Origin of the sequence: Bradyrhizobium semiaridum (assembly GCF_020329505.1) — a bacterium.
GTDB lineage: Bacteria > Pseudomonadota > Alphaproteobacteria > Rhizobiales > Xanthobacteraceae > Bradyrhizobium > Bradyrhizobium semiaridum.
This window is the reverse complement of record NZ_JAGKJJ010000038.1, coordinates 1-25612: the sequence shown is the minus strand read 5'-3', so window position 1 is coordinate 25612 and position 25612 is coordinate 1. Positions and strand designations below refer to the sequence as shown.

Genomic DNA, 25612 nt, shown 5'->3' with positions numbered 1-25612 from the left:
CGGAGCATGCTCTAATCGGCCACCCGTTTGGCATTCGCCGACGCAACCGCGCGCGGCGTTCGCTTCTTCACATTGGCGACGCGCACCGGTGCGCTCGCCGCTTCGGGCGCTTCGGCAGCATGCAGGGGCAGGGGACGGCGCTTGCCGTGCGCTGCGGCCGGCGTTTGATGTGCGGCCTGCCTGGGGGGCTTTGCCTGACGGGCCGAGAGCGCCTGCGACCGCAGTGCGGCCGCGCCCGGTGCGGGCTGCGCGATCCTTTGACTGCGCAGCGATCGGGCGGCGAGCAATGTCAGGCTGAGCGCTTCAGGGATCCTGAAGACGTCGGCTCCGGGCTGCGCCAAGGTCGGGGCGGCTGCGAGCTGCGCCAGGCGCGGCTGCGGCCATACCGTCGGCCGAAGCGCGGGCAGGCGGGTGCGCTGCGCGTGGTCGAGCAGGTCGGCGTCACGCCAGTCCATCTCGGCAAGGACAGGCGCCGGCAGGGTCCGCGTCTCCGTGAAGACGAAGTTCGGAATGCTCGGCCAGAGCGTGATCGCCACCGTCTCGGATGGCGGGTGCAGATACCATTGCTGCGGCTCGGTCGGCGTCGCCGGGCGATCCGCCGTTGCCGGCACGACGTGGACGATGCGATAGCCGCGCTCCTTCAGCGTGGCCAGGATGCGCGGCAGCGCCGCGACGGTGCGCGGCTGGATGTCGTGCAGCAGCAGGATGCCCTTGCGCTTGGCCTCGATGCGCTGGATCGCGAGCTCATAGACCCGCTGCGAGGAGATGTGGCGCCAGTCGTCGGCCGGGAAGTCCGCGCTCCAGGTCTGGATGCCCTGCGAGGCCAGATAGTTCTCGACGATCTCGGCGCGCATCAATCCGGGGATGCGGAAGAACGGCGCCAGCTTGCTCCTGTCGCCGTTCAGCGCCGCCAGTGTCGAGACGATGCCGTCGTCGATCTCCTGCCGGGCGCGCTCGAGCGGCATCCGGTCCATGTTCAGCGGATGGTGCTGGCTATGGGTGCCGACGGTGTGCCCGGCCGCGATCAGCTTGCGCACGCCTTCGGGATTGGCGTTGGCCTGGCTGCCGATGGTGAAGAAGGTCGCCTTGACGCATTGGCTGGCGAGGATCGCCAGCACCTGGTTCGAGTATTTCGGCAGCGGTCCGTCGTCGAAGGTCAGCACCACCTCATGATCGGCGAGCGGCAGCGTCTCCCGGTACTGCATGGTGCCGATCCGCGGATGCTCCTGGGGATCGACCACGAGGGTGCGCGAGGTGCCGAGCGCGTTGGGGTTCGGGCAGTCAGCGGCGACGGCGCTCCGCGGCGTCACCAGGCAGCAGCCGAGCAACGCGGCGCCAATCACGGTCCGCGACCGCTTGCCGATGTTCACCAGGACGTTTGCAATCATCAATCTCGGCCGCATCCCAAACGCACTGGCGGATCCTTAAGTGTGGCGCCATGAATGCCGCCTTAACGGTCTGTAATCCAGCTTGGGCGCCGGGTTCAATGTGATCTGTCGGACACGGTTTTCATCCCTGGCGGGACGATGTGGACGACGCGATAATTATGCTCACGCAGGTATCTTAGAAACGCCGGCATCATCTCGGCTGTCCGCATTTGCGGGTCATGCAGCAGGATGATCCCCTTGCGCGCCGCTTCGAGCCGGCTGGTGAGCAGCTTGAGTTCCTCCTCTGGCGTCATCCTGACCCAGTCGCTGGCCCAGAAATCAGCCCCGAACACCGCGATACCGCGCCTTTCCAGGCGATTCAGCAGCTCGGGCGTGGACTCGAAATAGGGGAACCGGAAGAACGGCGTGGCCGGGGTCGTGCTCGCGGTTCCGCGCAAGGCCATCCCGACCGCTTCGATCCCCCGGTTGATATTGGCCTCGGCCAGATCCGTCGGGAGCCTGTTGAGATGCGGATGATCCCAGGTGTGATAGCCGATCGTGTGGCCGAGACGTGCGATCTTGCGGACCATATCGGGGTGGTCCGCCGCATTGCGGCCGACCATGAAGAAGGTGGCGCGCACGCATTCGGCCGCCAGCGCCGTGAGCACCTTGTCGGTGACAAAAGGCGTCGGTCCGTCGTCGAAGGTCAGCACGACCTCGTGATCCTGCAGCGGAAGGGTCTGCGGAAAGCTCTTCAGACCAACGCGCGGATAAGTCGCGGGGTCGACCTCCAGCACGCGAGCGGTGCCGAGCGCATCCTTGCGCGGGCAGTCGGCAGCCTGCGCAGAGGCGGCCAGCACCGCGGGCATGAATGCGAGCAGCACTGCGGCTGCGTTCAGGATCGATCGTGCTCCGCTCGACATATTTCTCATTGCGCCGGGCCCTGCCGATTAGGTAATCCGTTCCGCACTACTCACACCCGTTTTTCCCCTCCTGTCAAACCGGCAAATCACGGCATGGCCGAGAATATCGACGTTGCCCGCCCCGCCGAGACGCTGCTCGACCGCATGCCGATGCGGGACGAGGAGGGCCAGCTCCGCCCCGAATTCGTCGCAGAGGTTACCCGCGCCATCCACGCCGCCGACCGCCCCGTGCTGTGCGAGACGGTGGCGGAACTGCACGCGGCCGATCTTGGCGATTTGATCGCGGCGTTGGAGCCGGATGACCGCGTCACCCTGGTCGAAATCACCGGAACCGATTTCGACTTTTCCGCGCTCAACGAGGTCGACGAGAGCGTCCGCGAGGAGATCCTCGAGGAACTCGAGCCGGAGACCGTCGCCGAAGGCGTCCGCGAGCTCGAATCCGACGATGCCGTCGAACTGCTGCAAAGTCTCGACGAGGAGGACCAGGAAGAGATCCTGGAGAAGCTGCCGGCAGCCGAGCGCGAGGACATCGAACGCAGCCTGCTGTACCCGGAAAACTCCGCCGGCCGGCGGATGCAGACCGAGTTCATCGCGGTGCCACCGGACTGGACCGTGGGCCAGGCGATCGACTACATGCGCGACACGCCCGATCTGCCTGATCGATTCTACGAGATCTATGTGGTCGACGCCGAGAAGCACTGGCTCGGAGCGGTTCCGCTCGACGTGCTGCTGCGCGCGCGCCGCCCGGTACCGATCACCGACCTCGTCGACGAGGACCGCCGCCGCGTCTCCGCCCTGGAGGACCAGGAGCAGGTGGCGCGGATGTTCGGCAAGTACAATCTGGTCGCCGCGCCCGTGGTCGACACCACCAACCGGCTGGTCGGTGTCATCACCATCGACGACGTCGTCGACGTCATCGAGGAGGAGGCCGACGAGGACCTGAAGGCGCTCGGCGGCGTCACCCATCCGGAAGAGCTGTCCGACACGGTCTGGACCATCGCCCGTGGCCGTTTCAACTGGCTGCTGGTCAATCTCGCCACCGCATTCCTGGCCTCGTCGGTGCTCGGCCTGTTCGAGGGCCAGCTCGAGAAGATGGTGGCGCTCGCGGTGTTGGCGCCGATCGTCGCGAGCCAGGGCGGCAATGCCGCGACCCAGACCATGACCGTCGCGGTGCGTGCGCTTGCCACCCGCGAGCTCGGTTCCGCCAACGCGCTGCGCGTGGTGCTGCGCGAAACCATGGTCGGCCTCGTCAACGGCATCGCCTTCGCCGTCATCACGGGCGTTGCCGCGGTGGCCTGGTTCAAGATTCCCGGCCTCGGCCTCGTCATTGGCCTTGCGATCATCTGCAACCTCGTTGCCGGCGCGCTCGGCGGCATTTTGATCCCGATGGTGCTGGAACGGGTGCGGGCCGACCCCGCGGTCGCCTCCGGCACCTTCGTCACGACTGTCACCGACGTGGTCGGCTTCTTCTCGTTCCTCGGCATCGCCACGCTGTGGTTCGGACTGAAGTAGCGCAGCGTTTGCGAGCAGCGTGGTTCGCGTGGAGCAAACGCGTCCGGCGCGGGACGCTTATCGTTAATCGGACCTTTACGGGCTTCGTGGATGATGCACCTATCTCGAAGGGGGCCATCATGCGGCGCTTGCGTCTCAAGGCGGACGGACGGATCGTCGAACTCTGCGACGGCAGGGAAATCCCGCTTGTCCCGTCCGAGCTGGCATCGGCCGCAGCACCAGTCGCACAGCCTGCGGTGCGCGACCTGCGCCGAAAGGCGCAACTCACCCAGCTCGAATTCGCCGCCAAGCTCGGCGTCCCCGTCGAAACGATCCGCAACTGGGAGCAGGGCAAGCGCGCGCCCCGTGGTCCCGCCCGCGCGCTGCTCGCCGTAATCGCCCATTCGCCGGAGACAGTGTTCGCGGCGCTGGCGGGCGAGCCGACGGCGGCGTGAGTGGGAGCGCACGTTCTCCGTCATCATTTCCGAATAGATCTCGCTTGTGCGCCACACGCGCGTCCGGTCGAGCCGGGCGATGAGTTGTGAGTGGGATGTAGCTTCGCATTCTCGCGACATGATTTGTCCGAGCTTTGCATTTCGTTTCGCCCTTCTTCGAACAGAGGGCGCAGGGAAAGCCGGGTGCCGATCGCACCCATGGGCCCCGAGCGATGGGTAGAAAGCTCGGGGGTAGGACCACAGGTGTAACCGGAAGCAACCCGGCTTTCCCTGCGCGATGGGTTACGGCTTATACGTGCTTACCCCGGCGAGACTTGGCTTTGTTGTCACCGCCCTCGCAAGACGCAATTGCATCGAGCGAGAGGACACCTGCCGCTAGGGCGTCCGGCCTGCACGATTTCACCGTCCGCCTCGCGTGCTGTCGTCACTGACACGCGCGGCGTCCACCGCATCTCACCGCAACACCGTGACGATGCGCAGCGCCCCTCGATCGGGTGAGACAGGTGATATATACATTGAGTTGTCGTTCGGATAAAGCGAAAATTTTTTTGCGGCGGAGCTTGACGAGATGGGCAACTCAGTGATTGAGAAATTTGTCCAAAGGCAGCAGCAGGCGCACTAGGCTTGCTTGTGACGGAATGCCGCCTGTCGGGACATATCCATATTTTCTACAATTTGTGTTGCATCCGACGTGAAGGAGAAGCCAATGGCTGTTCGCCTCGTCAACACAGCAACCGTTTTCGATAACCCAAATCTTCTGCTCGCCGGCGCTTTTGGCGTGACCAGCGTCCTCGTCGGCGGGGTGCCTTACCTCTACGTATCCGGCTTCGCCGACTCCGGGATCAGCGCTTTTTCGATCAGCGGCACCGGCCAACTGATCAATGTGGCGTCCGGCAATCTCCTGGACAACGGTGTTACCGCATTTGGCGGCCCCACTGCGCTCGCCTCAGTCACTGCGGGAAGCAACGCTTTTCTTTACGCAGCGGGCTACAACGACGGCGGCATCAGCGGCCTCACTCTCAATCCGGCCAATGGCGGGATCACCGCGCCGACAGACCCGCCCCACAACATCCGCGACGTGGACTCGTCGATCTATCAGCTTCAGGGCGCTATCGACCTGGTCTCCGTCACAATTGGTGGGAGCAAGTATCTTTATGCGGCGGGTGTGCTCGATAATGGGATCTCCACTTTCTTCGTCAACCCGACTACGGGCGCGCTAACGGCCGGTGCCGGCGCGGCTTACCACTGGGCCGATCCGGCCGAACCGGGAGCCGGATTCCACACCGCGCTCGAGGGGGTGCGTGCGCTAGCCACGGCCGTTGTTGGCGGCACCACCTATCTGTTCGCGGCAGCAACGATCGACAGCGCTTTCAGCGCATTCACGGTCGCCCCGACCGGCGCCCTGACGCCTTATCAAACCATATTGGACAACGCGATGTTGAGGATTGGAGGCGCCAGCGCGATTGCAACGGCGTCGGTTGGCGGCAACACCTACATCTTCGTCGGCGGCGGCGAAGACGGGATCAGCGTTTTCTTGTTGCCACCGGGCGGCTTCATCAACAATGTTTTCAACCTGGGAGACGACGCGACCCTGCACCTCGACAATGTCACCGATCTATCGACGGCCAGCATCGGCGGGACCACGTATCTGTTTGCCGCCGGGCACGATGACGACGGCGTCAGCGTGTTCAGAGTCGCGGCCGACGGCAGCTTGGCAAACGTCGCGAACGTGTCGGATACCGGCGCCTTGGCCCTCAACGGCGCGGAGTCCCTGTCGACGATGGTCATCGGCGGCAGGACATTTCTGGCGGTTACCGGCTTTGACGACAGCGGTGTTAGTCTTTTCCGGCTCGATCTCGTTCCCCCGTTGAAGGATTTCAACGGCGACGGCCACAGCGATATCCTCTGGCAGAACGACAACGGCACGGTGTCGGTGTGGGACAGCGGCCAGCTGGGTGGCGCCCATATCATCTCCAGCGCGGGTGTCGTGCCGGCCAGTTGGCACATCAGCGGCAAAGGCGACTTCGACGGCAACGGCCGAACGGACATTCTCTGGCAAAACGACGACGGCAAGGTATCGATCTGGGATAACGGCCAGGTTGCCGGCGCCCATATCGTCGCCGGCACCGGCATCGTTCCGAACAGCTGGCATATCGCCGGTACCGGCGACTTCGACGGCAACGGTCACGACGACATTCTCTGGCGAAATGATGATGGCAAAGTGTCGATCTGGGATGACGGGCAGATCACCGGCGCCCATGTCATCGCCAGCGCCGGCGTGGTGCCGGGCAGTTGGCATATCGCCGGCACCGGCGACTTCGACGGCAACGGCCAGGACGACATTCTCTGGCAGAACGACAACGGCGCGGTGTCGATCTGGGATAACGGGCAGCTCGCCGGCGCCCACGTCATCGCCAGCGCCGGGGCTCTGCCGAGCAGTTGGCATATCGCCGGCACCGGCGACTTTGATGGCAATACGCGCGACGATATTCTTTGGCGAAACGACAATGGTGCGGTTTCGATCTGGGATAACGGGCAGATCGCCGGCGCCCATATCGTCGCAAGCGCGGGCCTCGTGCCCGGCAGCTGGCACATTGCGGATACCGGCGATTACGACGGCAATGGCCGCGTCGACATTCTCTGGCGCAACGACAACGGTTCAGCTTCGATCTGGGACAATGGTCTGATCGGCGGCGCTCACATCATCGCGACAATTTCCAATGATTGGCACATCGCATGACGGAGCTGCATCCTCGGCCGGGCCAGCGACTATGATCCGTGTTGGAAAGTTGCCCGAGCGGTCCTCCGGTAATGCTTCGCGGCTCTGCATCGCGGCAAAGCCGGCCCCGATCTTTGCCGAGCTGCCTCCGGGGATCTTGTGATAATCTGCACCGCGAAATCGCGGAGGACCGTGATGAAAGGCTTCGAAGCGTTCGCGATCTACGTAACCCCGTTCATCATCATCGGGGTCGCGATCAAGCTGCTGATGAGACGCTATGCAGTCGATCTGCGCGACGTCAAAAAGCAGGTGGGACCTGCGCCTAAGCGTAGATTCCTCCTCGGGGCCTGGCGCATGGATTAATGCGCAGGTTCACGAGCTCGCTGCCAAGGGCTGCCCCTGGCCAAAGCGGCGTTCACGCTGTATTCAGCCGATCTGGTTCAGCTTCCCGCACGGGCGCACAATCGATATTGGCGAGGTTTTCAATTGGCCGACCATTTCGATGAAATGGCTTTGGTGGTGGACTGGCTGGATTGCTGCAGGAGCCGTGATCTCAACGGGATGCTTGAACTTTATGCTGATGACGCCCGGCTAGACTGCGCCTGCGAAGGCGCTGGGATTAGCGGGCGGTCCGCGCTCGCGGACTACTGGAGGCCGAAGCTCGCCACCCTGTTGCCGGACGCATTCGGGCTTGAGGAGATCTCGCCGGGGTCGGATGGTGTTGTGCTCGATTATCTCAGCTTCGAGGGCAGGCCGGTCAGGATCACCTTTGCATTCGACGCGCAGGGCAGGATTTCGCACATGCGCTGTGCCCCGTCATCGCGGTGACAGGCCTCAGCGCGCGGCATGATGGTCGAGCGGAAGCTGGCAGCGAATGACGGTGCGGCCTTGCTCGCGAAGCAGCTCAAGCGTTCCATTGAGCGCGCGCACGCGTTCGTGCATGCCGGTCAGGCCGCGGCCGAACGACATGTCCCGCGGCAGGCCGACGCCATCGTCGGTAATCTCGATCTGGACTTGGCTCGCCTCGATCGAGACTGCGATTCCCATTGTCGTTGCCCGCGCATGCCGAAGCACGTTGGTGACGCCCTCCTGAACGACGCGATAGGCAGTCTGTGAGAGCAGGCCGTCGAGACCGTCCAAACGAGGATCGAGCCGGGACGTCAGGCGGATCCCGGGCGCCTGGGATTGCGCGTTGCGCAGCGAGGCCTGGATGCTCTCAAGCAATCCGAGCTCGGCCACGTAGAGCGGACTGAGCCCCTCGAGCACGCGCCGATTGGCCTGCTGCAAGGCCTCGGCCGCGCTCAGGATGCCATGGGCCGGCGAGCCGGGTTCGGGCGGTCCCTCTGCGCCGGCCTCGACAAGCGCCGTTGCATTGGCGCGAATGGCGAACAGCAGCGGGCCCATCTCGTCGTGCAGTTCGCGGGCCAGTTCGCGGCGCTCCTCGTCCTGCACCGCGACGATCTTGCGCAGCAGCTCGCGGTTGTCCTGGCTGAGACGCTTCAGCGTCGCGGCAAGCTGGTTCGCTTCCGCGCAGCTCTTGCGGATCTCCGGAGGGCCCGCCAGCGGGATGGTCGTGTCGTAATCGCCGTCGCGCATGCGCGTGAGGCCGGTGCCGAGTTGCGCCAATGGGCGGAGTGCGGTGCCCGTCGTGTAATATGCGCTGAGTGCGGCGAGCAGCATCAGTGCCGAGCCGGACGCCACGATCGCAAGGAACCCCATCCACTTCTCCTCCAGATCGGCGGTCAGGTCGGGGACGAAGACGATGTCGCCCACATGCGCAGTCCCGATCCTGATGGGATGGGCGGAGCCGAACTGAGGAACCTGCACCAGCGTGACGAACCATGCTGGAACGCTGCCGTGGGATACGAGCGTGCCGGAGCGGTGCGGCCGCGACCCGGACGGGACGAACGTGATTGCCTCATCGCTGCCGAGCCTGCGTGCGAACGCATCGAGAATCTGCTGCGGATTGGCGGCAGCCGCGAGCGCCGCGTTCAATGCGTCGGCCACCAGGCGGGCGGAGCGGGCGCCTTCGGCGTTCTCGTTCTCGAACTGCTCGGGCGAGACGGTCCGCAGGGCGAGGCCGCCGAGCAGCAGCGAGCCGACGACCATCGCTGCCATCGGCAGCAGCAGCCGGGCACGAAGCGAGAGTCTGTTCCAGATCGTTGGCATTCGGGCTCCGTTTGCCGATTTCGCTTTCAATTTCCGCGTGAAGTTCTATCTAGGCAGAGGAGGACTGTGTGCAGGATACGGCCAAATCAGCCACCAGAATATTGATCGTCGACGACCATCCGGTGGTGGTCTCGGGCTGCCGGTCACTGTTTGCCTCCGACAAATCGGTCAGGATCGATGAGGCCGCGGATGCCAGGGCCGGTCACCGTGCCTTCACACAGAAGCGGCCGGACATCACCATCATCGATATCAAACTTCCGGACGTGTCGGGCTTCGAGCTGATGCGGCGGATCCGGAAGGACGACCCGGACGCCCGCATCATCATGTTCAGCATGAATGACGATCCCGCATTCGTCGTGCGTGCGGTCGAGATGGGCGCGCAAGGCTATATCTCGAAGGGCGACGATCCCCGCCTGTTCGTCAAGGCGGTGCGCAAGGTCGCGGCGGGCGAGAAGTTCATCTCGCCGCATCTGGCGAAGGCGGTCACCTTCTCCTCGGCCGCGATCAAGGCGAATCCGGCCTCGATGATGACGGCCCGGGAACTGGAGATCCTGCGACTGCTCGGGCGCGGCGACAAGATCGTCGACGTCGCAGCGGCGCTCGGTATCTCCTACAAGACCGTGGCCAACACCACCTCGTTGCTCAAGCAGAAGCTCGGCGCAAAGAACCACTCCGACCTCGTGCGCATTTCCGTCGAGATGGAGCTGGGGTGACCCGCTGAATTGAACTGGCCGCGCCGTGGCGCGGCCAGTTCCTTACTGCCGGAGGCTGCATTCGCCGGGGCAATCGATGCGGCAGATGCAGGCCCGGCGAGTTCGCTTGTGTTGTTGGCGCTTCTTCACCAACTGGCGGAGGGCCAGCCGAACCAATCCGGCGTGCGGTAGCTGGCCACGCGCTGTCCGGCTTCACGCGTGGCGGTCCGCCGGCGGTTTTCGTACCGTGCTTGGCGTGTCGACCTTGCCTTGCGTGAGGTTGCCTGCGACTCGTCCGCCTGCGCCTGCTTCCCGGTCTGAGCCGGCTTCTGGAAGTGCGCCGGGGTTTCGGGCTGCGCCGGCGGAGCGGAGGCTTCGGCAGCCACAACGATCGGAACCGGAGCTGCTGCGGTGACGAGCGGTGCGCTCGTGTCCATTCGGATCGCCTCGGGCCATTTGTGGCGCGAGTGGATACGGATCACGGAACGGTCGATGTCGTTGCGCGTCTCGGTGAGCGGCGCCGCCGGAAGATACCAGTCCACCAGGAACAGCAGGCCGAGCAGCGTTGCTCCTGTGAACAAGAAGTATCGAAGCAGAGGCATCGCGCTTTCACCCGCCGTTCGCGGCCGGACGTCCGCGCCGGCGCCGACCAACGGGAAGAAATGGCAATGGTTCCTGGAGATCGGGTACCCCTAAAGCAGGAATCCTGCGCCATGGATACGGCGGAGCGACAAGCATGTCGTCACGGGCCTGTTCGTAACCGCGGGAAAAATATGCAACAAGTGTCGGAACGCTTTGTACGCCGCGGCGTTGATGCTGTGCTTCAAGGCACAATCAACTTCCCAATAAGAGCTCCGGCGCAGTTCCCCGGCTGCGCCGGAGCCGTTTTTTTTGCGCAGTTGCGGCGAGGCACCGAACCGGATGTGATCCCGGTGACTCGACCATCCGCATCTCACCTCGCCGGGAGTAGATGTGGGCGAACCGGGTGCGCCGTTAGAGATGGACCCGGACCTGTTGCACCGCGGGCATCGCGAGGTTCTTGGCTGACTTCGACGCCACGAACAGGTTAGCTGTCACGAGCAGCGCGATTGAAAACAGCGCTACCAGCGACGCGCATGCGAACTGTTCGCCCATACCCATCTCAGCCACTCCAGATGCCCTGATCGAAGAACCTGAAAAAAGTCGCTTCGTTCCAGTCGCCGGGAAAAAGTAGCAACGGTGCGGGCCGGCGCTCCGATCCGCGTGGCGGGGCGGCTTCACGCCCGATATCCCCGGCATGGCGGCATGCGGCGCCAGCAATTGACACGGGCATCGCCCCCGTTACCGTCTCGGACGGGAGCTTTCCCAGAGAATCAAGACCCAGAAGAAACCAAAGAAGAAGGGCAGAGAACGCCGTGAAACGCGTCTTCGCGTCGTGAGTGGGTCCGCGCGGACCTCCGCGCTCGCGCCATTCCGCATTCGCAGCTATCGCTTTCAATGGCCGTCCGACCTGCTCACCTCCTGGGCGTTCGAGGTCGAGACGCTGGTGCTCGGCTGGTACATCATGGTCGAGACCGGTTCGGTGCTGCTGCTCACGGTGCTCGCCTCGCTGCAATATGTCGGCACGCTGGTGGCGCCGGTGGTCGGGATGATCGGCGATCGGGTCGGGCACCGCGATCTGCTCGTCGTGATGCGCCTTGCGTACACGGCGCTGGCCGGGACCATCATGACGCTGGCGCTGACAGGGCATCTCGCGCCGCTCAATGTCATGATCATCGTCGCGATCATGGGAGTGATCCGCCCGTCGGATCTCGGCGTGCGGGGGGCGCTGCTCGCCGACATCATGCCGGGCGAGCAACTGGTCGGCGCCATCAGCCTCGCGCGCACCACGCAGGACTCGGCGCGCATCGCCGGCGCGCTGACCGGGGCCGGGCTGTTTGCCGCGCTCGGCATCGGCTACGTCTATGTCGGGATCACCTGCTTCTATTTCTTCGCCGCCGTGCTGATGATGTGCATGACCCGCCCGGCGAAGACCCACGTCATGGTGGATCACGCCGTCAGCGGCACATTCGCCGCGACGCTGCTGCGCGACCTCAAGGAAGGCATGGTCTATGCCTGGAGCGGGCCGGGCATGCGCGCCGCGCTCTGCGTCGCGTTCCTGGCCAATCTCACCGCGTTTCCGCTGACCAACGGCCTGCTGCCTTACGTCGCGCGCGACATCTTTCATACCGACCAGACCGGTCTCGGCTATCTCTCCGCCAGCTTTGCCGTGGGCTCGCTGATCGGTTCGATCACGCTCAGCATGGCCGGCGGCGTGCGCATCGCGCGGCTCCTGATCGGCGCGACGCTGGCCTGGTACGCGATGCTGCTGGTGTTCGTCGAGCTCCGGACCATGCCGGTGGCGATGGCCTGCCTGGTGCTGGCCGGCATCGCGCAGAGCATGTCGATGATCGCGGCCGCCGTGATGCTGATGCGCAACGCCAGCGCGCATCTGCGCGGCCGGGTGATGGGCGTGCGCATGATGGTGATCTACGGCCTGCCACTCGGCCTGCTCGCCGCCGGCAGCCTGATCGACCTGATCGGCTATTCCGCCACCGGCACGCTGCTCGCCGCCGCCGGCTTCATCGCGATGCTTGCCATCGCGCTGCACTGGCGCGCCGATCTGTGGCCGGTGCATGCGCCGGCGAATGCAAGGTGAGGGCTACGAAAGGCGACTAGCGCTTCCGGTCCAGAAATCCTTGCATCAGGCGCTGCGGCTCGCCGGTCAGGAAGGATTGGCCGAACACGCCGACGCTGAGGTTGACCGACTCCGTCAACGGCAACTCCTCCCACTGCCGCAGCAGATCCTTCTGGATGCGCAGCGCCTCGGGGCCGCATTCCAGCAGCGCCTTCACCGTGCGCTCGACGGCCGCGTCGAGGCCGCCGGGTTCGGCCACGGTGTCGACCAGGCCCCAAACCAGCGCTGTCGGTGCGTCGATGTTCTCCGCGGTCATCATGAGCCAGCGGGCGCGGCCCCAGCCGATCAGGCGCGGCAACAGCGCGGCGTGGATCACCGAGGGGATGCCGACGCGCACCTCGGGCATGCCGAACATCGCATCATGCGCGGCGATCCTGATATCGCAGGCCGCGGCGACCTCGAGGCCGCCGCCGAGGCACCAGCCGGGCAGGCGGGCAATCACCGGCGCCGGGAATTGCCGGACCGCCTCGCAGAGATCGCGCAGCCGGCTGATGAACTCCTCGGCGGAGCGCTGGTCGAGCCGCGCCATCTCCCTGATGTCAGCGCCGCCGATCATGCTGCGCTCGCTTTCACCGGTCAGGATCACGGCGCGGATGTCGCCGTTGGCGGCGAGGTGTTCAAAACCCTCGCGCACGCAGTCGGTGACGTCGGAGCTCAGGATGTTGAGCTTGCCGGCGTTGCAGATCGTCAGTCGAACGACGCCTCTCGCGTCGCCGTCGATGCCGCAATGGGGATTGAGCAGGTCCATGGATGGTCTCGGGAACAGGGAATGATTGCGCCATGTCCCGGACAATACCGGCCGCTGTCAAGGGACCGGCGGGACAGTTGCGTGCCGAGAGGCGCACGTATAGAATTATAAATATCATATAATGGAGCCGTCATGACCGCCGCCGGGACCACCGACCTTCATTCGCCCGATCTGCTGCGCGTGCGCGTCGTCGAATGGCAGGCGCCGGGGCCGGTGGCGAAGGCGGCGATGCCGATGTCCGGCATGGAGGCGATGCGCGCGATCCGCGACGGTGTGCTGCCGCCGCCACCGATGGCGAAGCTGATCGGCTTCCGCATGGCCACCGTCGATGAGGGGCGGATCGTCATGGAACTCGACCCGCATGAGAGCCTTGAGAATACCATCGGCCTGCTGCACGGCGCGACCGCGGCGGCGCTGATCGATACCGCCATGGGCTGCGCGATCTCGACCGTGCTGCCGGCCGGGCAGACCTCGGTGACCCTCGATCTCAAGCTGACCTATCTGCGGCCGCTCTCGGTACGCTCGGGAACCATCAGCGCCGAGGGCAAGGTGATCAAGCTCGGCCGTCAGACCAGCTACACCGAGGGCTTCGTCCGTGACGGCAAAGGCAATCTCGCAGTGCACGCAACCGCGACCTTTTCCATGATCGGGGAGGCGCCAAAAGCGCAATAGGAGCGAAATAGCAGCAGCTTTTCCGCCGCAAATCTGCTATTATATGATTGGAAACATTTCATGAGAGTGGCATGCGCTATTCCAAGGAACACAAGCAGGAGACCCATGCGCGGATCGTGCGCAAGGCCGCGGTGAAGCTGCGCGAGAAGGGCGCCCACGGCATCGGCGTCGCCGACCTGATGAAGGACGCCGGGCTGACCCATGGCGGCTTCTACGCCCATTTCGACTCGCGCGAGGCGCTGGTGATCGAGGCCTTCAACTACGCGATGGACCGTGGCATCGAGCGCTGGCGCAAGGTCGTCGCCGAGATGCCGTCCGAGAAGCGGCTTGCGGCCATCGTCGACGGCTACCTGACCCCGGTGCACCGCGACGATCCCGGCCATGGCTGCGCGATCCCGGCGCTCGGTGCCGAGATCGCCCGCGAGAGCCCGAAGACGCGCAAGGCCTTCGCGCTCAAGCTCGAGCAGATGATCGACATGATCGCCGACCAGATCGTCGACGTGCCGCGCAAGACCGCGCGCAAGCAGGCGACGGCGGTGCTGGCGACCATGATGGGCAGCATCGTGATGTCGCGGATCGCCGGCAATGGCGAATTGTCGGACGAGATACTCGGCGCCGGCCGCGAGGCGGTGCTGGGGCGTGCGGCGGCGGCGAAGAAGAAGGCGAATTAAGCGCGCTCTTTCCGCGACCCATAACCCCAGGGCTGTGTTGTTGAAGAACGCTGTGGCCCCCAGCATCGCGCAACAATCGACATTTGGGGTAATGGGTCCCGGCCTTCGCCGGGACGACGGCGGAGTTATTGTCCCCCAAACAGCGCGCGCTCCGCTTCCACCGTCTCGTAGATGTAATCCGCCACCGCGCGGATGCGCGCGAGGTCCTTGCTGTCGGCGTGCATCAGGAGCCAGAAGGTGCGGGAGATCCGCACTTCGTCAGGCAGCACCGGCTGCAATTCCGGATGCGCGGTCGCCATGAAGTGCGGCAGCACGGCGATGCCGAATCCGGCGATGGTGGCGTTGAGCTGCGCGATCAGATTGGCGCTGCGGAATTTGGCTGAGATCTTCGGCGAGACCTGCGGCAGGTAGTCCAGTTCCGGTGTGAACAGCAGTTCCTCGATATAGCCGACGAAGCGATGCTTCGCGAGGTCGGCACGCCCGGCAATGTCGGGCGCCTGCGCGAGATAGGCGGGTGCGGCATAAAGCCCGAGCGTGTAGTCGAGCAGCTTGCGGCCGACGATGCGACCTTCCTTCGGCATGGTCAGGCTGATCGCGATGTCGGCCTCGCGCTTGGAGAGCGAGAACAGCCGCGCGGTGGCTACAAGTTGCAGATCGAGATCGGGATACCGCTCCGTGAACTTGACCAGCCGCGAGGCCAGGAAGTGGCTGCCGAAGCCGTCGGGCGCGCCGATCCGCACCGTGCCGGTGAGATGGGCGCGCGAGCCGCCGACCGCCTCCTGGTTGGCGACGATGGTGGATTCCATCGCTTCCGCGCTGTCGGCAACGCGCTGGCCGGCCTCGGTCAGCAGATAGCCGGTCTTGCGCCGATCAAACAGCTTTGCGGAGAGGTGACGCTCCAGCCGGTCGACACGCCGGATCACTGTGGCATGATCGACGCCGAGCTGCTTGGCGGCAGCGGAAACCGATCCGCCGCGCACGATCGCCAGCACGAAACGGAAGTCATCCCAGTCGATCGTGCCGCCGCCTTGATCCAGCATTTCCGCACATCTATGGTGCAATTTATCGGACTTGAATCCCATAAAATGCAGGGTCAATACCGTTTGTAAAGCGATCTCGCCGCCCAGCCGCGGCGATTCAGGTCCCCAGAGGGAGGTTATCCATGCGCTCAATCGGACATTTCATCGGTGGCAAGGAGGTCAAGGGCACGTCAGGCCGCACGGCCGACGTCTTCGAGCCGATGACCGGCGACGTCCAGGCCAAGGTCGCGCTCGCCTCCAAGGCCGAAGTCCGCGCCGCGGTCGAGAACGCCAAGGCGGCGCAGCCGGAGTGGGCCGCGACCAACCCGCAGCGACGCGCCCGCGTCATGATGCGGTTCGTCGAGCTGGTGCAGCGCGACTACGACAAGCTCGCCGAGCTGCTCGCGCGCGAGCACGGCAAGACCGTTCCTGACGCCAAGGGCGACATCCAGCGCGGCCTCGAGGTCGCCGAGTTCGCCTGCGGCATCCCGCACCTGATGAAGGGCGAATACACCGAGGGCGCTGGCCCCGGCATCGACATCTATTCGATGCGCCAACCCCTGGGCGTCGTCGCCGGCATCACGCCGTTCAACTTCCCGGCGATGATCCCGATGTGGAAATTCGCTCCCGCGATCGCCTGCGGCAACGCCTTCATCCTGAAGCCCTCCGAGCGCGATCCCGGCGTGCCGCTGAAGCTCGCCGAACTGATGATCGAGGCGGGTCTGCCGGCCGGCATCCTCAACGTCGTCAACGGCGACAAGGAGGCGGTCGACGCCATCCTCGACGATCCCGACATCAAGGCGGTCGGCTTCGTCGGCTCGACGCCCATTGCGCAATACATTTATGAACGCGCCGCGCAGACCGGCAAGCGCTGCCAGTGTTTTGGCGGCGCCAAGAACCACGCCATCGTGATGCCCGACGCCGACATGGACCAGACCGTCGACGCGCTGATCGGTGCCGGCTACGGCTCGGCCGGCGAGCGCTGCATGGCGGTGTCGGTCGCGGTCCCCGTCGGCAAGACCACTGCCGATCGGCTGATGGAAAAGCTGATCCCGCGCGTCGAGTCGCTCAAGATCGGCACCTCGGTCGATCCGTCGGCTGACTACGGCCCGCTGGTGACCCGCGAGGCGGTCGAGAAGGTGAAGAGCTACATCGACATCGGCATCAAGGAAGGCGCGACGCTCGCGGTCGACGGCCGCGGCTTCAAGATGCAGGGCTACGAAAAGGGCTTCTATCTCGGCGGTTCGCTGTTCGACAACGTCACCAAGGATATGCGGATCTACAAGGAAGAGATCTTCGGCCCGGTGCTCTCGGTGGTGCGTGCCCACGACTACAGCGAAGCGCTGGCGCTGCCGTCCGAGCATGACTACGGCAACGGCGTTGCGATCTTCACCCGCGACGGCGACGCGGCGCGCGACTTCGCCGCGAAGGTGAATGTCGGCATGGTCGGCATCAACGTGCCGATCCCGGTGCCGATCGCCTACTACACCTTCGGCGGCTGGAAGAAGTCGGGCTTCGGCGACCTCAACCAGCACGGTCCGGATTCGGTCCGCTTCTACACCAAGACCAAGACGGTGACCTCGCGCTGGCCGTCCGGCGTCAAGGAGGGCGCGGAGTTCTCGATCCCGACGATGAAGTGATTGTGTCCTGAGAGGCGAAGCATGCAGTTCGCTCTCAACGAGGACCAGATCGCCATTCGCGACATGGCGCGGGCGTTTGCGGCGGAGAAAATCGCGCCGCACGCGCTTCGCTGGGATGAAGAGAAGCACTTTCCCGTCGACGTGATGCGTGAGGCAGCACACCTCGGCATCGGCGGCATCTACATCAAGGACGACGTCGGCGGCTCGGCGATGACGCGGTTCGACGCGGCGCTGATCTTCGAGGCGCTGGCCACGGGCTGCCCGACCACGTCGGCCTTCATCTCGATCCACAACATGTCGTCGTGGATGATCGATGCCTATGGCAACGACACCCAGCGCCACAAATGGCTGCCAAAGCTCTGCACCATGGAGCTCTTGGCGAGCTACTGCCTGACCGAGCCGGGCGCCGGCTCGGACGCGGCGGCGCTGCGCACCCGCGCGGTGCGCGACGGCGATTATTACGTGCTCAACGGCCAGAAGCAGTTTATCTCCGGCGCCGGCGACACCGATCTCCTGGTCGCAATGGTGCGCACCGGCGGCGACGGTCCGGGCGGCGTCTCGACGCTGGTCATCGACGGCAAGACTCCGGGCGTCTCGTTCGGCGCCAACGAGCGCAAGATGGGCTGGAATGCGCAGCCGACCCGCGCCGTGATGTTCGAGAACGCCCGGGTGCCGGTCGAGAATCGGCTCGGCGAGGAGGGGATCGGCTTCAAGATCGCGATGGCAGGCCTCGACGGCGGCCGGCTCAACATCGCGGCCTGCTCGCTCGGCGGCGCGCAGGCAGCACTCGACAAGGCCTTGGCCTACATGAAGGACCGCAAGGCCTTTGGAAAGCGCCTCGACGAATTCCAGGCGCTGCAGTTCAAGATCGCCGACATGGCGACCGAGCTCGAGGCCGCGCGCACCTTCCTGTGGCGCGCCGCTGCCGCGCTCGACCGCAAGGACCCTGACGCCTCGATGCTGTGCGCAATGGCCAAACGCTTCGGCACCGATGTCGGATTCGAGGTCGCCAACCAGGCACTGCAGCTGCACGGCGGCTATGGCTACCTCAGCGAATACGGCATCGAGAAGATCGTGCGCGATCTGCGCGTGCATCAGATCCTCGAAGGCACCAATGAAATCATGCGGCTGATCGTGTCGCGCAAGTTGATCGAGGGCGCACGATGAGTGACGCAACGATGGCCGATGGCGACCTGATCGCGCGCAAGGAGGGGACGGCCGGCATCATCCGCCTGAACCGGCCGAAGGCGATCAATGCCGTGACGCTGGAGATGTTCCACGACATCGACCGCGCGCTCGACGCGTTCGAAGCCGATCCCGAGGTCGCCGTCATCGTGCTGGAAGGCGCCGGCGAGCGCGGCCTGTGCGCCGGCGGCGACATCCGCGCGCTCTGGGAGAGCTCGAAGATCAAGGGCGATCTCGGCAAGATCCTGTGGCGCGACGAGTACATCCTCAACGCGCGGATCAAGAAGTTTCCAAAACCCTATGTCGCGTTCATGGACGGCATCGTGATGGGCGGCGGCGTCGGGCTGTCAGCCCATAGCCGGCACCGCGTCGTGACGGAGAAGACCAAACTCGCGATGCCGGAAGTCGGCCTCGGCTTCTTCCCCGATGTCGGCGGCACCTACTTGCTGTCGCGCTCGCCGGGCGAGATCGGCACCTATTTCGGGCTGACCGGCACCACCATGAACGGCCCCGATGCGATCTACGCGAAGTTCGCTGACGCCGTGGTGCCGAGCGCAAAGCTGCCGGCGCTGCGCGAGGCGCTGACCAAGGTCGCCCGCGGCACGAGCTCCGCCGAGATCGACCGGCTGATCGCGGGGTTTGCGACCGGCGAGACCGCCGGTCCGGTGGCGGCGATGCAGGCCAAGATCGATAGCTGGTTCGCGCATGATCGGATGGAGGATATCGTCGCAGCGCTGAAGGCCGACGGCTCCGACATGGCGCAGGCGACCTTGAAGACGCTCAGTGAGAAGTCGCCGCGCGGCATGGTGGTGACGCTCAAACTGCTGCGGCTGGCGCGCGCGGCCGAGACGCTTGAGGAGTGTCTGGTGCGCGAGTATCGCGCCGCGCTGGAAGTGTTCGCAAGCGACGATTTCCGCGAGGGCGTGCGCGCCGCTGTAATCGACAAGGACCGTAGTCCGAAATGGTCGCCCGACCGGATCAAGGGCGTGACGCCGGAGATGGTCGCGCCTTACTTCGCCGAGATCGGCGCAGACGAATTGAAGTTTCCGAATCGCAAATAGAAACGTCGCAAGGGGAGAAGCGTCATGGCAGCAGTCGCATTCATCGGGCTCGGCAATATGGGCGGGCCGATGGCGGCCAATCTGGTCAAGGCCGGCCACAAGGTGACCGCGTTCGATCTGGTCGCCGCTTCGCGCGATCAAGCCAAAAGCGACGGTGCCGCGATCGCCGAAAGCGGGGCCGGTGCGGTGAAGGGCGCCGATGTCGTCATCACCATGCTGCCGGCCGGCAAGCATGTGCTCGGCGTGTGGAACGAGATCATCCCGCACATGGCCAAGGGCACGCTGATCATCGATTGCTCCACCATCGATGTCGAGAGCGCCAAAGAGGCGCATGCGCTGGCCGCCAAGCACGGCATGGCCTCGGTCGACGCGCCGGTTTCCGGCGGCACGGGAGGGGCCAAGGGCGCGACGCTGACCTTCATGTGCGGCGGCGAGGACAAGGCGTTCGCGGCGGCGCAGCCGGTGCTCGCCAACATGGGCAAGAAGATCGTGCATTGCGGCGCCGGCGGCGCCGGGCAGGCGGCCAAGATCTGCAACAACATGATCCTCGGCATTTCGATGATCGCGGTCGGCGAGGCCTTCGTGCTTGCCGAGAAACTCGGCCTGTCGCACCAGGCGCTGTTCGACGTCGCCTCGACCTCGTCAGGGCAGTGCTGGTCGCTCACGACCTATTGTCCGGTTCCAGGCCCGGTGCCGACCTCGCCGGCCAACAACGGCTACAAGCCGGGCTTCGCTTCCAGCCTGATGGTGAAGGACCTGACGCTGGCGCAGGATGCCGCCAACGCCGCCGGCGCGGTGACGCCGCTCGGCAGGCACGCGCAGGAGCTCTATAAGACCTTCGATGCGTCGGGACACGGCGGGGTCGACTTTTCCGGAATTATCCAGCACGTTCGGGGACTCGCTGGGAAATAGCCGCTTCGCTCGTAGCCCGGATGGAGCGAAGCGAAATCCGGGACGACTTCGTCATTCGGCGCGACCGGCCCCGGATTGCGCTTCGCTCCATCCGGGCTACGTTGAACGCAAATTCGACGGGCTCGGAAGAAGATGACCACATTCCAGGACGCACGCGCCTTTCTGCTCAAGCACCGCACCGACTACGACACCGCGGTGAGGGATTTTCGCTGGCCGGATCCGGTGCCGTTCAACTGGGCGCTGGACTGGTTCGACGAGCTGGCGAAGGCTCCTGACAGCCGCGACCGCGCGGCGCTGTGGATCGTCGATGCCGCCAGCGGCAACGAGACGAAACTCTCCTTCGCGGAGTTGTCGCGCCGCTCCAACCAGGTCGCAAACTTCCTGCGCGCACAGGGGCTGAAGCGCGGCGATCATCTGCTGCTGCTGCTCGGCAACGTCGTGCCGTTGTGGGAGACCATGCTGGCGGCGATGAAGCTCGGCGTCGTCGTGATCCCCGCGACCACGCTGCTGACCCCGGACGAATTGCGTGACCGGCTGGAGCGCGGGCGGGCGAGGGCGGTGGTGGCCACGCAGGACCAGGTCGCCAAGTTCGCCGGCCTCGGCAGCGAAAAACTGGTGCGCATCGTGGTCGGCGCCACGCAGGCGCACGACGGCTGGCTGCCATTCGAGGATGCGGCGACGGCGGGCGAGGCGTTCACGCCTGACGGGCCGACCAATGCCGACGATCCGATGCTGCTCTATTTCACTTCGGGCACCACCGCAAAGCCAAAACTGGTGCGGCACAGCCAGCGCAGCTATCCAGTCGGCCACCTCTCGACCATGTACTGGATCGGGCTGCAGCCGGGCGACATCCATCTCAACATCTCCTCGCCCGGCTGGGCCAAGCATGCCTGGAGCTGCTTCTTCGCGCCATGGAATGGTGTGGCGGCTGTTCATCCAGGAGCAGCTCGCGAGCTTCAAGGTGAGCCTGCGTGAGGTCTGCGGCGCCGGCGAGCCGCTCAATCCTGAAGTGATCGACCAGGTGCAGGCGGCCTGGGGCCTGACCATCCGCGATGGCTACGGCCAGACCGAGACCACGGCGCTCGCCGGCAATTCGCCGGGGCAGAAGGTCAAGGTCGGCTCGATGGGCCGGCCGCTGCCGGGCTATCGCGTGCAGGTGACCGACAATGACGGCTATGCCGCGCGCGAAGGCGAGGTGACGCTGCTGCTCGGCGCCGACAGGCCGGCTGGCCTGATGCAGGGCTATCAGAGCGACGACGGCAAGCTCGGCGGCGCCGATGGCGAGATCTATCGCAGCGGCGACGTCGTGTTCACCGACGAGGAGGGCTATCTCACCTTCGTCGGCCGCACCGATGACGTGTTCAAATCCTCCGACTACCGGATCTCGCCGTTCGAGCTGGAGAGCGTGCTGCTCGAGCACGGCGCCGTTGCCGAGGCCGCGGTCGTGCCGAGCCCGGACCCGATCCGGCTCGCGATCCCGAAGGCCTATGTGCTGCTGGTCGCCGGCGTCGAGCGCACGCCGGAGACGGCGTTGTCGATCTTCAGGCATCTGCACACCCGCCTTGCGCCGTTCAAGCGTATCCGCAAGCTCGAGCTGGTCACCGAGCTGCCCAAGACGATCTCGGGAAAAATCCGCCGCGTGCAGTTGCGCCGGCTCGAACATGACGATAATCGCGGGGACGCGTTGCGCGGAGCCGAGTTCCGCGAGGAAGAATTTCCGGAGCTGCAGAAGGTGCGGGCTGCCGGATCGGAGAGCTAGCGAAATGAACGAAGTCTGGAAGAAGCCGCCGGTGTCCTTTGCTACCTATCAGGGCATGGTCGGCAAGGAGATCGGCGTGTCCTCATGGCACCTGCTGGATCAGGGCCGCATCGACACCTATGCCGACGTGATCGAGGATCACCAGTTCATCCATGTCGATCCCGAGCGCGCCAGGAAGGAGACCGCCTTCGGCACCACGATCGCCCACGGCTTCCTCACGATGTCGCTGATGTCGATCATGTCCTACGAGGTGATGCCGGTGCTCGAAGGCACCGCGATGGGCGTCAATTACGGTTTCGACAAGCTGCGTTTCATCTCGCCGGTCCGCTCCGGCAAACGCGTGCGCGGCCGCTTCGTGCTGGCCGAAGCCACGCTGCGCAAGCCGAAGGAACTGCTGTCGCGCACCAACGTCACGGTCGAGATCGAGGGCGAGGAGAAGCCCGCTTTGGTCGCCGACTGGCTCGGCCTGATCTATTTCTCCTGAGAGGATGTGAAGCTTTGTCCCACCCACCGCTGTCCTCGCCCGGCCTGTGCGCATTGCGCACATGGACCGGGCGATGACACCGAGCAAGTTGAGCAAACCTTCCCGTCACTCTGAAGGATCAGGCAACGCGATTGAGCAACGGCTGCGCCGGCTGTCCCGCTCGCGGGGCAGGGGTCTCCTTGATCCGATGGTGCGGTGCATTTGCCCACATGGCGCATTGACGGCGGCGATCTCCGGTGTCCATCATCCCTGCTTTAGGCGGTGCGGGTCCAGGGAGTGGCAGCCATGGTGCAGAACATCGTCGCCGGACTTGTTGTGGTCGCCTTGATTGTGATCGGCCTGATCAGCTACGCTCAGGAGCATCATGAATGCTGGAACGGGCACCTGATCAAGAGCCTGAAGCCGTGCGGATCGATGGCCCCGTCCGTCTAACCGTCTCCCGCGGCAGTCATGGCCGGGCTTGACCCGGCCATTTATCGCTGCTCAAAAGTCACCAACCTCTTCATGCCGCTCGGGCGGTGCACCCTCTCCCCTTGTGGGAGAGGGTCGCGACATCGAGCGGAGCGAGATGAAGCCGGGTGAGGGGTATCTCTCCGCGTGCTCATCTGTGGAGAGAACCCCTCATCCGGCGCGCTAACGCGCGCCACCTTTTCCCACAGGGGGAGAAGGTGAAGAAGCAGGACTTGCAAATGGCAATCAGGTTTGACGGACGCGTCGCTATCGTCACCGGCGCGGGCAATGGTCTTGGGCGGGCGCATGCGCTCGGGCTGGCCAGCCGCGGCGCCAAGGTCGTGGTCAATGATTTCGGCGGTGCGCGCGACGGCACTGGCGGCTCGCTGTCGCCGGCAGAGACCGTGGTCGAGGAGATCCGCAAGGCCGGCGGCACCGCGATGGCCGACGGCGCCGACGTCTCGAATTTCGAGCAGGTCACCGCGATGGTCGAGCGCGCCACCAAGGAGTGGGGCAGTGTCGATCTGCTCTGCGCCAATGCCGGCATCCTGCGCGACAAGTCGTTCGCAAAACTCGAGGTCGCCGACTGGGACAAGGTGCTCGGCGTGCATCTCACCGGCACCTTCTACTGCTGCAAGGCGGTGTGGGCCGGCATGCGCGAGCGCAACTACGGCCGCATCGTGCTGACGACCTCGTCATCCGGCCTGTTCGGCAATTTCGGCCAGGCCAATTATGGTGCCGCGAAGGCCGGCATGGTCGGCCTGATGAACGTGCTGGCGGAAGAGGGCCGCAAGAACAACATCAAGGTCAACACCATCTCGCCGACGGCGGCGACCCGCATGACCGAGGAGTTGCTGCCGCCGCAGGCGCTGCAACTGATGAAGCCGGAAGCGATTACGCCGGCGGTCGAATTCCTGCTCTCGGAAGACGCTCCGACCCGCACCATCATGGGCGCCGGCGCCGGCTCGTTTGCGGTCATCAAGGTGCTGGAGACCGAAGGCGTCAACCTGCCGCAGTCCGAATGGACTCCCGACGCGATCGCGGCGAACTTTGCTGCGATCGGCGACATGTCGACCGCCAAGGCGCTGCAGGGTGCGTTCGAGCAGACGCAGAAGTACGTCGCGCAGGCGGCGGCGCGGGCCGGAATCAAGCTCTGATCATGACAGCCGCCGTCATCGGTGCCGGTCCGGCCGGGCTGATGGCGGCGGAAGTGCTGGCGCAAGGCGGAGCGCGCGTCACCGTCTACGACGCGATGCCGTCGGCCGGGCGCAAATTCCTGATGGCCGGTCGCGGCGGCCTCAATCTCACCCACTCCGAGCCGCTGCCGGATTTCCTCGCGCGCTATCGCGAGGCGATGCCGCATCTGAAAGCGGCGATCGAGGCGTTCCCGCCGGCCGCGCTGCGCGACTGGAGCGCGGCGCTCGGGCAGCCGACCTTCGTCGGCACGAGCGGCCGGGTGTTTCCGGAGGCCTTCAAGGCATCGCCATTGCTGCGAGCCTGGCTACGGCGGCTCGGCGCTGCGGGCGTGCAGTTCGCGTTCCGGCACCGCTGGCTCGGCTGGGATGAAGCCGGCGGTCTGCTGTTTGCAACGCCGGACGGTCCGCGCGTGGTCGATGCCGGCGCCACGGTGCTTGCGCTCGGCGGCGCGAGCTGGCCGCGGCTCGGCTCCGATGGTGCGTGGACGGTGACCCTCGCGGCAAAGGGAATCGCCATCGCATCGATATGGCCAGCCAATTCCGGCTTCACGGTCGCGTGGTCGGATCTGTTCCGCGATCGCTTCGAAGGCCAACCGCTCAAGGGTGTCGCGCTGACCATCGGGTCGCACACTGTGCGCGGCGAGGCGATCATTACCCGCGCCGGCATCGAAGGCGGCGCGATCTATGCATTGTCTGCGGAACTGCGTGAGGCGGTGCTGGCCGGCGGGACGGCGACGCTGCTGGTGGCACTGCGCCCCGATCTTGCCAAGCAGGACCTCACCGCGCGCCTGTCGGCGCCGCGCGGCAAGCAATCCGTCTCCAACTTCCTGCGCAAGGCTGCACAGCTCTCACCGGTCGGCATCGGGCTGCTACAGGAGGTTGCTGCGACGACAGGCCGGCCGCTGGCGTCGCTGTCGCCGGCCGATCTCGCCAGTCTGATCAACGCGGTGCCAATCCGGATCACCGGTGTCGCACCGATCGCGCGCGCGATCTCAAGTGCGGGCGGGATCAGCTTCGACGAACTCGACGATCACTTCATGCTGCGCAAGCTGCCCGGCACTTTTGCCGCCGGCGAGATGCTCGACTGGGAAGCGCCGACCGGCGGCTATCTGTTGCAGGCGTCGTTCGCGACCGGCGCTGCGGCCGGGAAGGGCGCATTGAAGTGGTTGAACCTGTAGGATGGGCAGAGCGAAGCGAAACCCATCCTACGCGGTGCCACTCACTCCGATCCCGTCTTCGTCGCGAGGTCGGTGATGAAGCCGAGCACACCGAACGCGGCGGCG

24 protein-coding genes and 1 pseudogene are annotated in these 25612 nt (G+C 65.3%); 18 read left to right on the top strand and 7 right to left on the bottom strand.

Annotated elements, in window-relative coordinates; genetic code table 11:
• Positions 1-11 precede the first annotated feature (11 nt).
• Together J6500_RS28740 and J6500_RS28735 are read right to left on the bottom strand one after the other, a co-directional pair.
• Complete coding sequence (locus J6500_RS28740; protein ID WP_225716074.1) at positions 12-1388, bottom strand: polysaccharide deacetylase family protein; 1377 nt, start codon at positions 1386-1388, stop codon at positions 12-14.
• Between the two features lie 95 nt (positions 1389-1483).
• Entirely contained in the window at positions 1484-2290 is an 807-nt protein-coding gene (locus J6500_RS28735) for a polysaccharide deacetylase family protein (RefSeq protein ID WP_376707872.1), read from the bottom strand.
• A gap of 93 nt (positions 2291-2383) precedes the next feature.
• Here J6500_RS28735 and mgtE point away from each other — a divergent pair, with 93 nt between their 5' ends.
• The 5 genes from mgtE to J6500_RS28710 all read left to right on the top strand — a co-directional run bounded on the left by mgtE (position 2384) and on the right by J6500_RS28710 (position 7783).
• Complete coding sequence (gene mgtE / locus J6500_RS28730; protein WP_225716073.1) at positions 2384-3802, top strand: magnesium transporter; 1419 nt, start codon at positions 2384-2386, stop codon at positions 3800-3802.
• A gap of 119 nt (positions 3803-3921) precedes the next feature.
• Positions 3922-4236 (top strand): helix-turn-helix domain-containing protein, encoded by a 315-nt coding sequence (locus tag J6500_RS28725; protein WP_225716072.1) that lies wholly within the window; start codon positions 3922-3924, stop codon positions 4234-4236.
• Between the two features lie 706 nt (positions 4237-4942).
• Positions 4943-6976: an FG-GAP repeat domain-containing protein gene (locus tag J6500_RS28720; protein ID WP_225716071.1), complete on the top strand. Its 2034-nt coding sequence runs from the start codon at positions 4943-4945 to the stop codon at positions 6974-6976.
• Between the two features lie 174 nt (positions 6977-7150).
• Positions 7151-7318, top strand: a complete 168-nt coding sequence (locus tag J6500_RS28715; protein ID WP_225716070.1) for a hypothetical protein — start codon at positions 7151-7153, stop codon at positions 7316-7318.
• A 123-nt stretch (positions 7319-7441) separates the two neighbouring features.
• A complete protein-coding gene (locus J6500_RS28710) occupies positions 7442-7783 on the top strand; it encodes a nuclear transport factor 2 family protein (protein ID WP_225716069.1) in 342 nt (113 codons plus the stop codon).
• A gap of 6 nt (positions 7784-7789) precedes the next feature.
• Here the strand turns inward: J6500_RS28710 and J6500_RS28705 are convergent, their stop codons facing one another.
• Positions 7790-9064 carry a histidine kinase gene (locus J6500_RS28705; RefSeq protein WP_312018248.1) on the bottom strand — a complete coding sequence of 425 codons (1275 nt, stop codon included), beginning with the start codon at positions 9062-9064 and terminating at the stop codon, positions 7790-7792.
• A gap of 128 nt (positions 9065-9192) precedes the next feature.
• On the opposite strand from J6500_RS28705, the gene J6500_RS28700 reads away from it, so the two are divergent.
• The gene (locus tag J6500_RS28700; RefSeq protein ID WP_225716068.1) at positions 9193-9837 is read left to right on the top strand and encodes a response regulator transcription factor; all 645 of its coding nucleotides are present in this window, start codon (positions 9193-9195) and stop codon (positions 9835-9837) included.
• A 125-nt stretch (positions 9838-9962) separates the two neighbouring features.
• Here the strand turns inward: J6500_RS28700 and J6500_RS28695 are convergent, their stop codons facing one another.
• Both J6500_RS28695 and J6500_RS28690 read right to left on the bottom strand, forming a co-directional pair.
• Positions 9963-10397 (bottom strand): hypothetical protein, encoded by a 435-nt coding sequence (locus tag J6500_RS28695; RefSeq protein WP_225716067.1) that lies wholly within the window; start codon positions 10395-10397, stop codon positions 9963-9965.
• Positions 10398-10809: 412 nt separating this feature from the next.
• Entirely contained in the window at positions 10810-10950 is a 141-nt protein-coding gene (locus J6500_RS28690; RefSeq protein ID WP_225716066.1) for a hypothetical protein, read from the bottom strand.
• Positions 10951-11230: 280 nt separating this feature from the next.
• Between J6500_RS28690 and J6500_RS28685 the strand changes: the two genes are divergently transcribed.
• Entirely contained in the window at positions 11231-12493 is a 1263-nt protein-coding gene (locus tag J6500_RS28685; RefSeq protein WP_225716065.1) for an MFS transporter, read from the top strand.
• A 16-nt stretch (positions 12494-12509) separates the two neighbouring features.
• Here the strand turns inward: J6500_RS28685 and J6500_RS28680 are convergent, their stop codons facing one another.
• Entirely contained in the window at positions 12510-13280 is a 771-nt protein-coding gene (locus tag J6500_RS28680; RefSeq protein ID WP_225716064.1) for an enoyl-CoA hydratase, read from the bottom strand.
• Between the two features lie 132 nt (positions 13281-13412).
• Between J6500_RS28680 and J6500_RS28675 the strand changes: the two genes are divergently transcribed.
• Together J6500_RS28675 and J6500_RS28670 are read left to right on the top strand one after the other, a co-directional pair.
• Positions 13413-13952 carry a PaaI family thioesterase gene (locus J6500_RS28675; protein WP_225716063.1) on the top strand — a complete coding sequence of 180 codons (540 nt, stop codon included), beginning with the start codon at positions 13413-13415 and terminating at the stop codon, positions 13950-13952.
• Positions 13953-14023: 71 nt separating this feature from the next.
• On the top strand, positions 14024-14623 hold the full coding sequence (locus J6500_RS28670; RefSeq protein WP_225716062.1) for a TetR/AcrR family transcriptional regulator: 600 nt from the start codon (positions 14024-14026) through the stop codon (positions 14621-14623).
• A gap of 125 nt (positions 14624-14748) precedes the next feature.
• Here the strand turns inward: J6500_RS28670 and J6500_RS28665 are convergent, their stop codons facing one another.
• Positions 14749-15663 (bottom strand): LysR family transcriptional regulator, encoded by a 915-nt coding sequence (locus J6500_RS28665; protein WP_225716061.1) that lies wholly within the window; start codon positions 15661-15663, stop codon positions 14749-14751.
• A 122-nt stretch (positions 15664-15785) separates the two neighbouring features.
• On the opposite strand from J6500_RS28665, the gene J6500_RS28660 reads away from it, so the two are divergent.
• The 9 genes and pseudogenes from J6500_RS28660 (at position 15786) to J6500_RS28620 (ending at position 25507) form a co-directional block, all read left to right on the top strand.
• A complete protein-coding gene (locus J6500_RS28660) occupies positions 15786-17282 on the top strand; it encodes a CoA-acylating methylmalonate-semialdehyde dehydrogenase (protein WP_225716060.1) in 1497 nt (498 codons plus the stop codon).
• Positions 17283-17303: 21 nt separating this feature from the next.
• Positions 17304-18449, top strand: coding sequence for an isobutyryl-CoA dehydrogenase (locus J6500_RS28655; RefSeq protein ID WP_225716059.1), 1146 nt, complete (start codon positions 17304-17306; stop codon positions 18447-18449).
• A complete protein-coding gene (locus J6500_RS28650; RefSeq protein WP_225716058.1) occupies positions 18446-19528 on the top strand; it encodes an enoyl-CoA hydratase/isomerase family protein in 1083 nt (360 codons plus the stop codon). The genes J6500_RS28655 and J6500_RS28650 overlap by 4 nt, the downstream gene beginning before the upstream one ends.
• A gap of 24 nt (positions 19529-19552) precedes the next feature.
• Positions 19553-20440, top strand: a complete 888-nt coding sequence (gene mmsB, locus J6500_RS28645; RefSeq protein ID WP_225716057.1) for a 3-hydroxyisobutyrate dehydrogenase — start codon at positions 19553-19555, stop codon at positions 20438-20440.
• A 132-nt stretch (positions 20441-20572) separates the two neighbouring features.
• Positions 20573-22199, top strand: a pseudogene (locus J6500_RS28640) (AMP-binding protein).
• Positions 22200-22203: 4 nt separating this feature from the next.
• A complete protein-coding gene (locus tag J6500_RS28635) occupies positions 22204-22683 on the top strand; it encodes a MaoC family dehydratase (protein ID WP_225716056.1) in 480 nt (159 codons plus the stop codon).
• A gap of 285 nt (positions 22684-22968) precedes the next feature.
• Complete coding sequence (locus tag J6500_RS28630) at positions 22969-23115, top strand: hypothetical protein (RefSeq protein ID WP_225716055.1); 147 nt, start codon at positions 22969-22971, stop codon at positions 23113-23115.
• Positions 23116-23372: 257 nt separating this feature from the next.
• On the top strand, positions 23373-24290 hold the full coding sequence (locus J6500_RS28625) for an SDR family NAD(P)-dependent oxidoreductase (protein ID WP_225716054.1): 918 nt from the start codon (positions 23373-23375) through the stop codon (positions 24288-24290).
• 2 nt (positions 24291-24292) lie between these two features.
• Complete coding sequence (locus J6500_RS28620) at positions 24293-25507, top strand: BaiN/RdsA family NAD(P)/FAD-dependent oxidoreductase (RefSeq protein WP_225716053.1); 1215 nt, start codon at positions 24293-24295, stop codon at positions 25505-25507.
• Positions 25508-25612 lie beyond the last annotated feature (105 nt).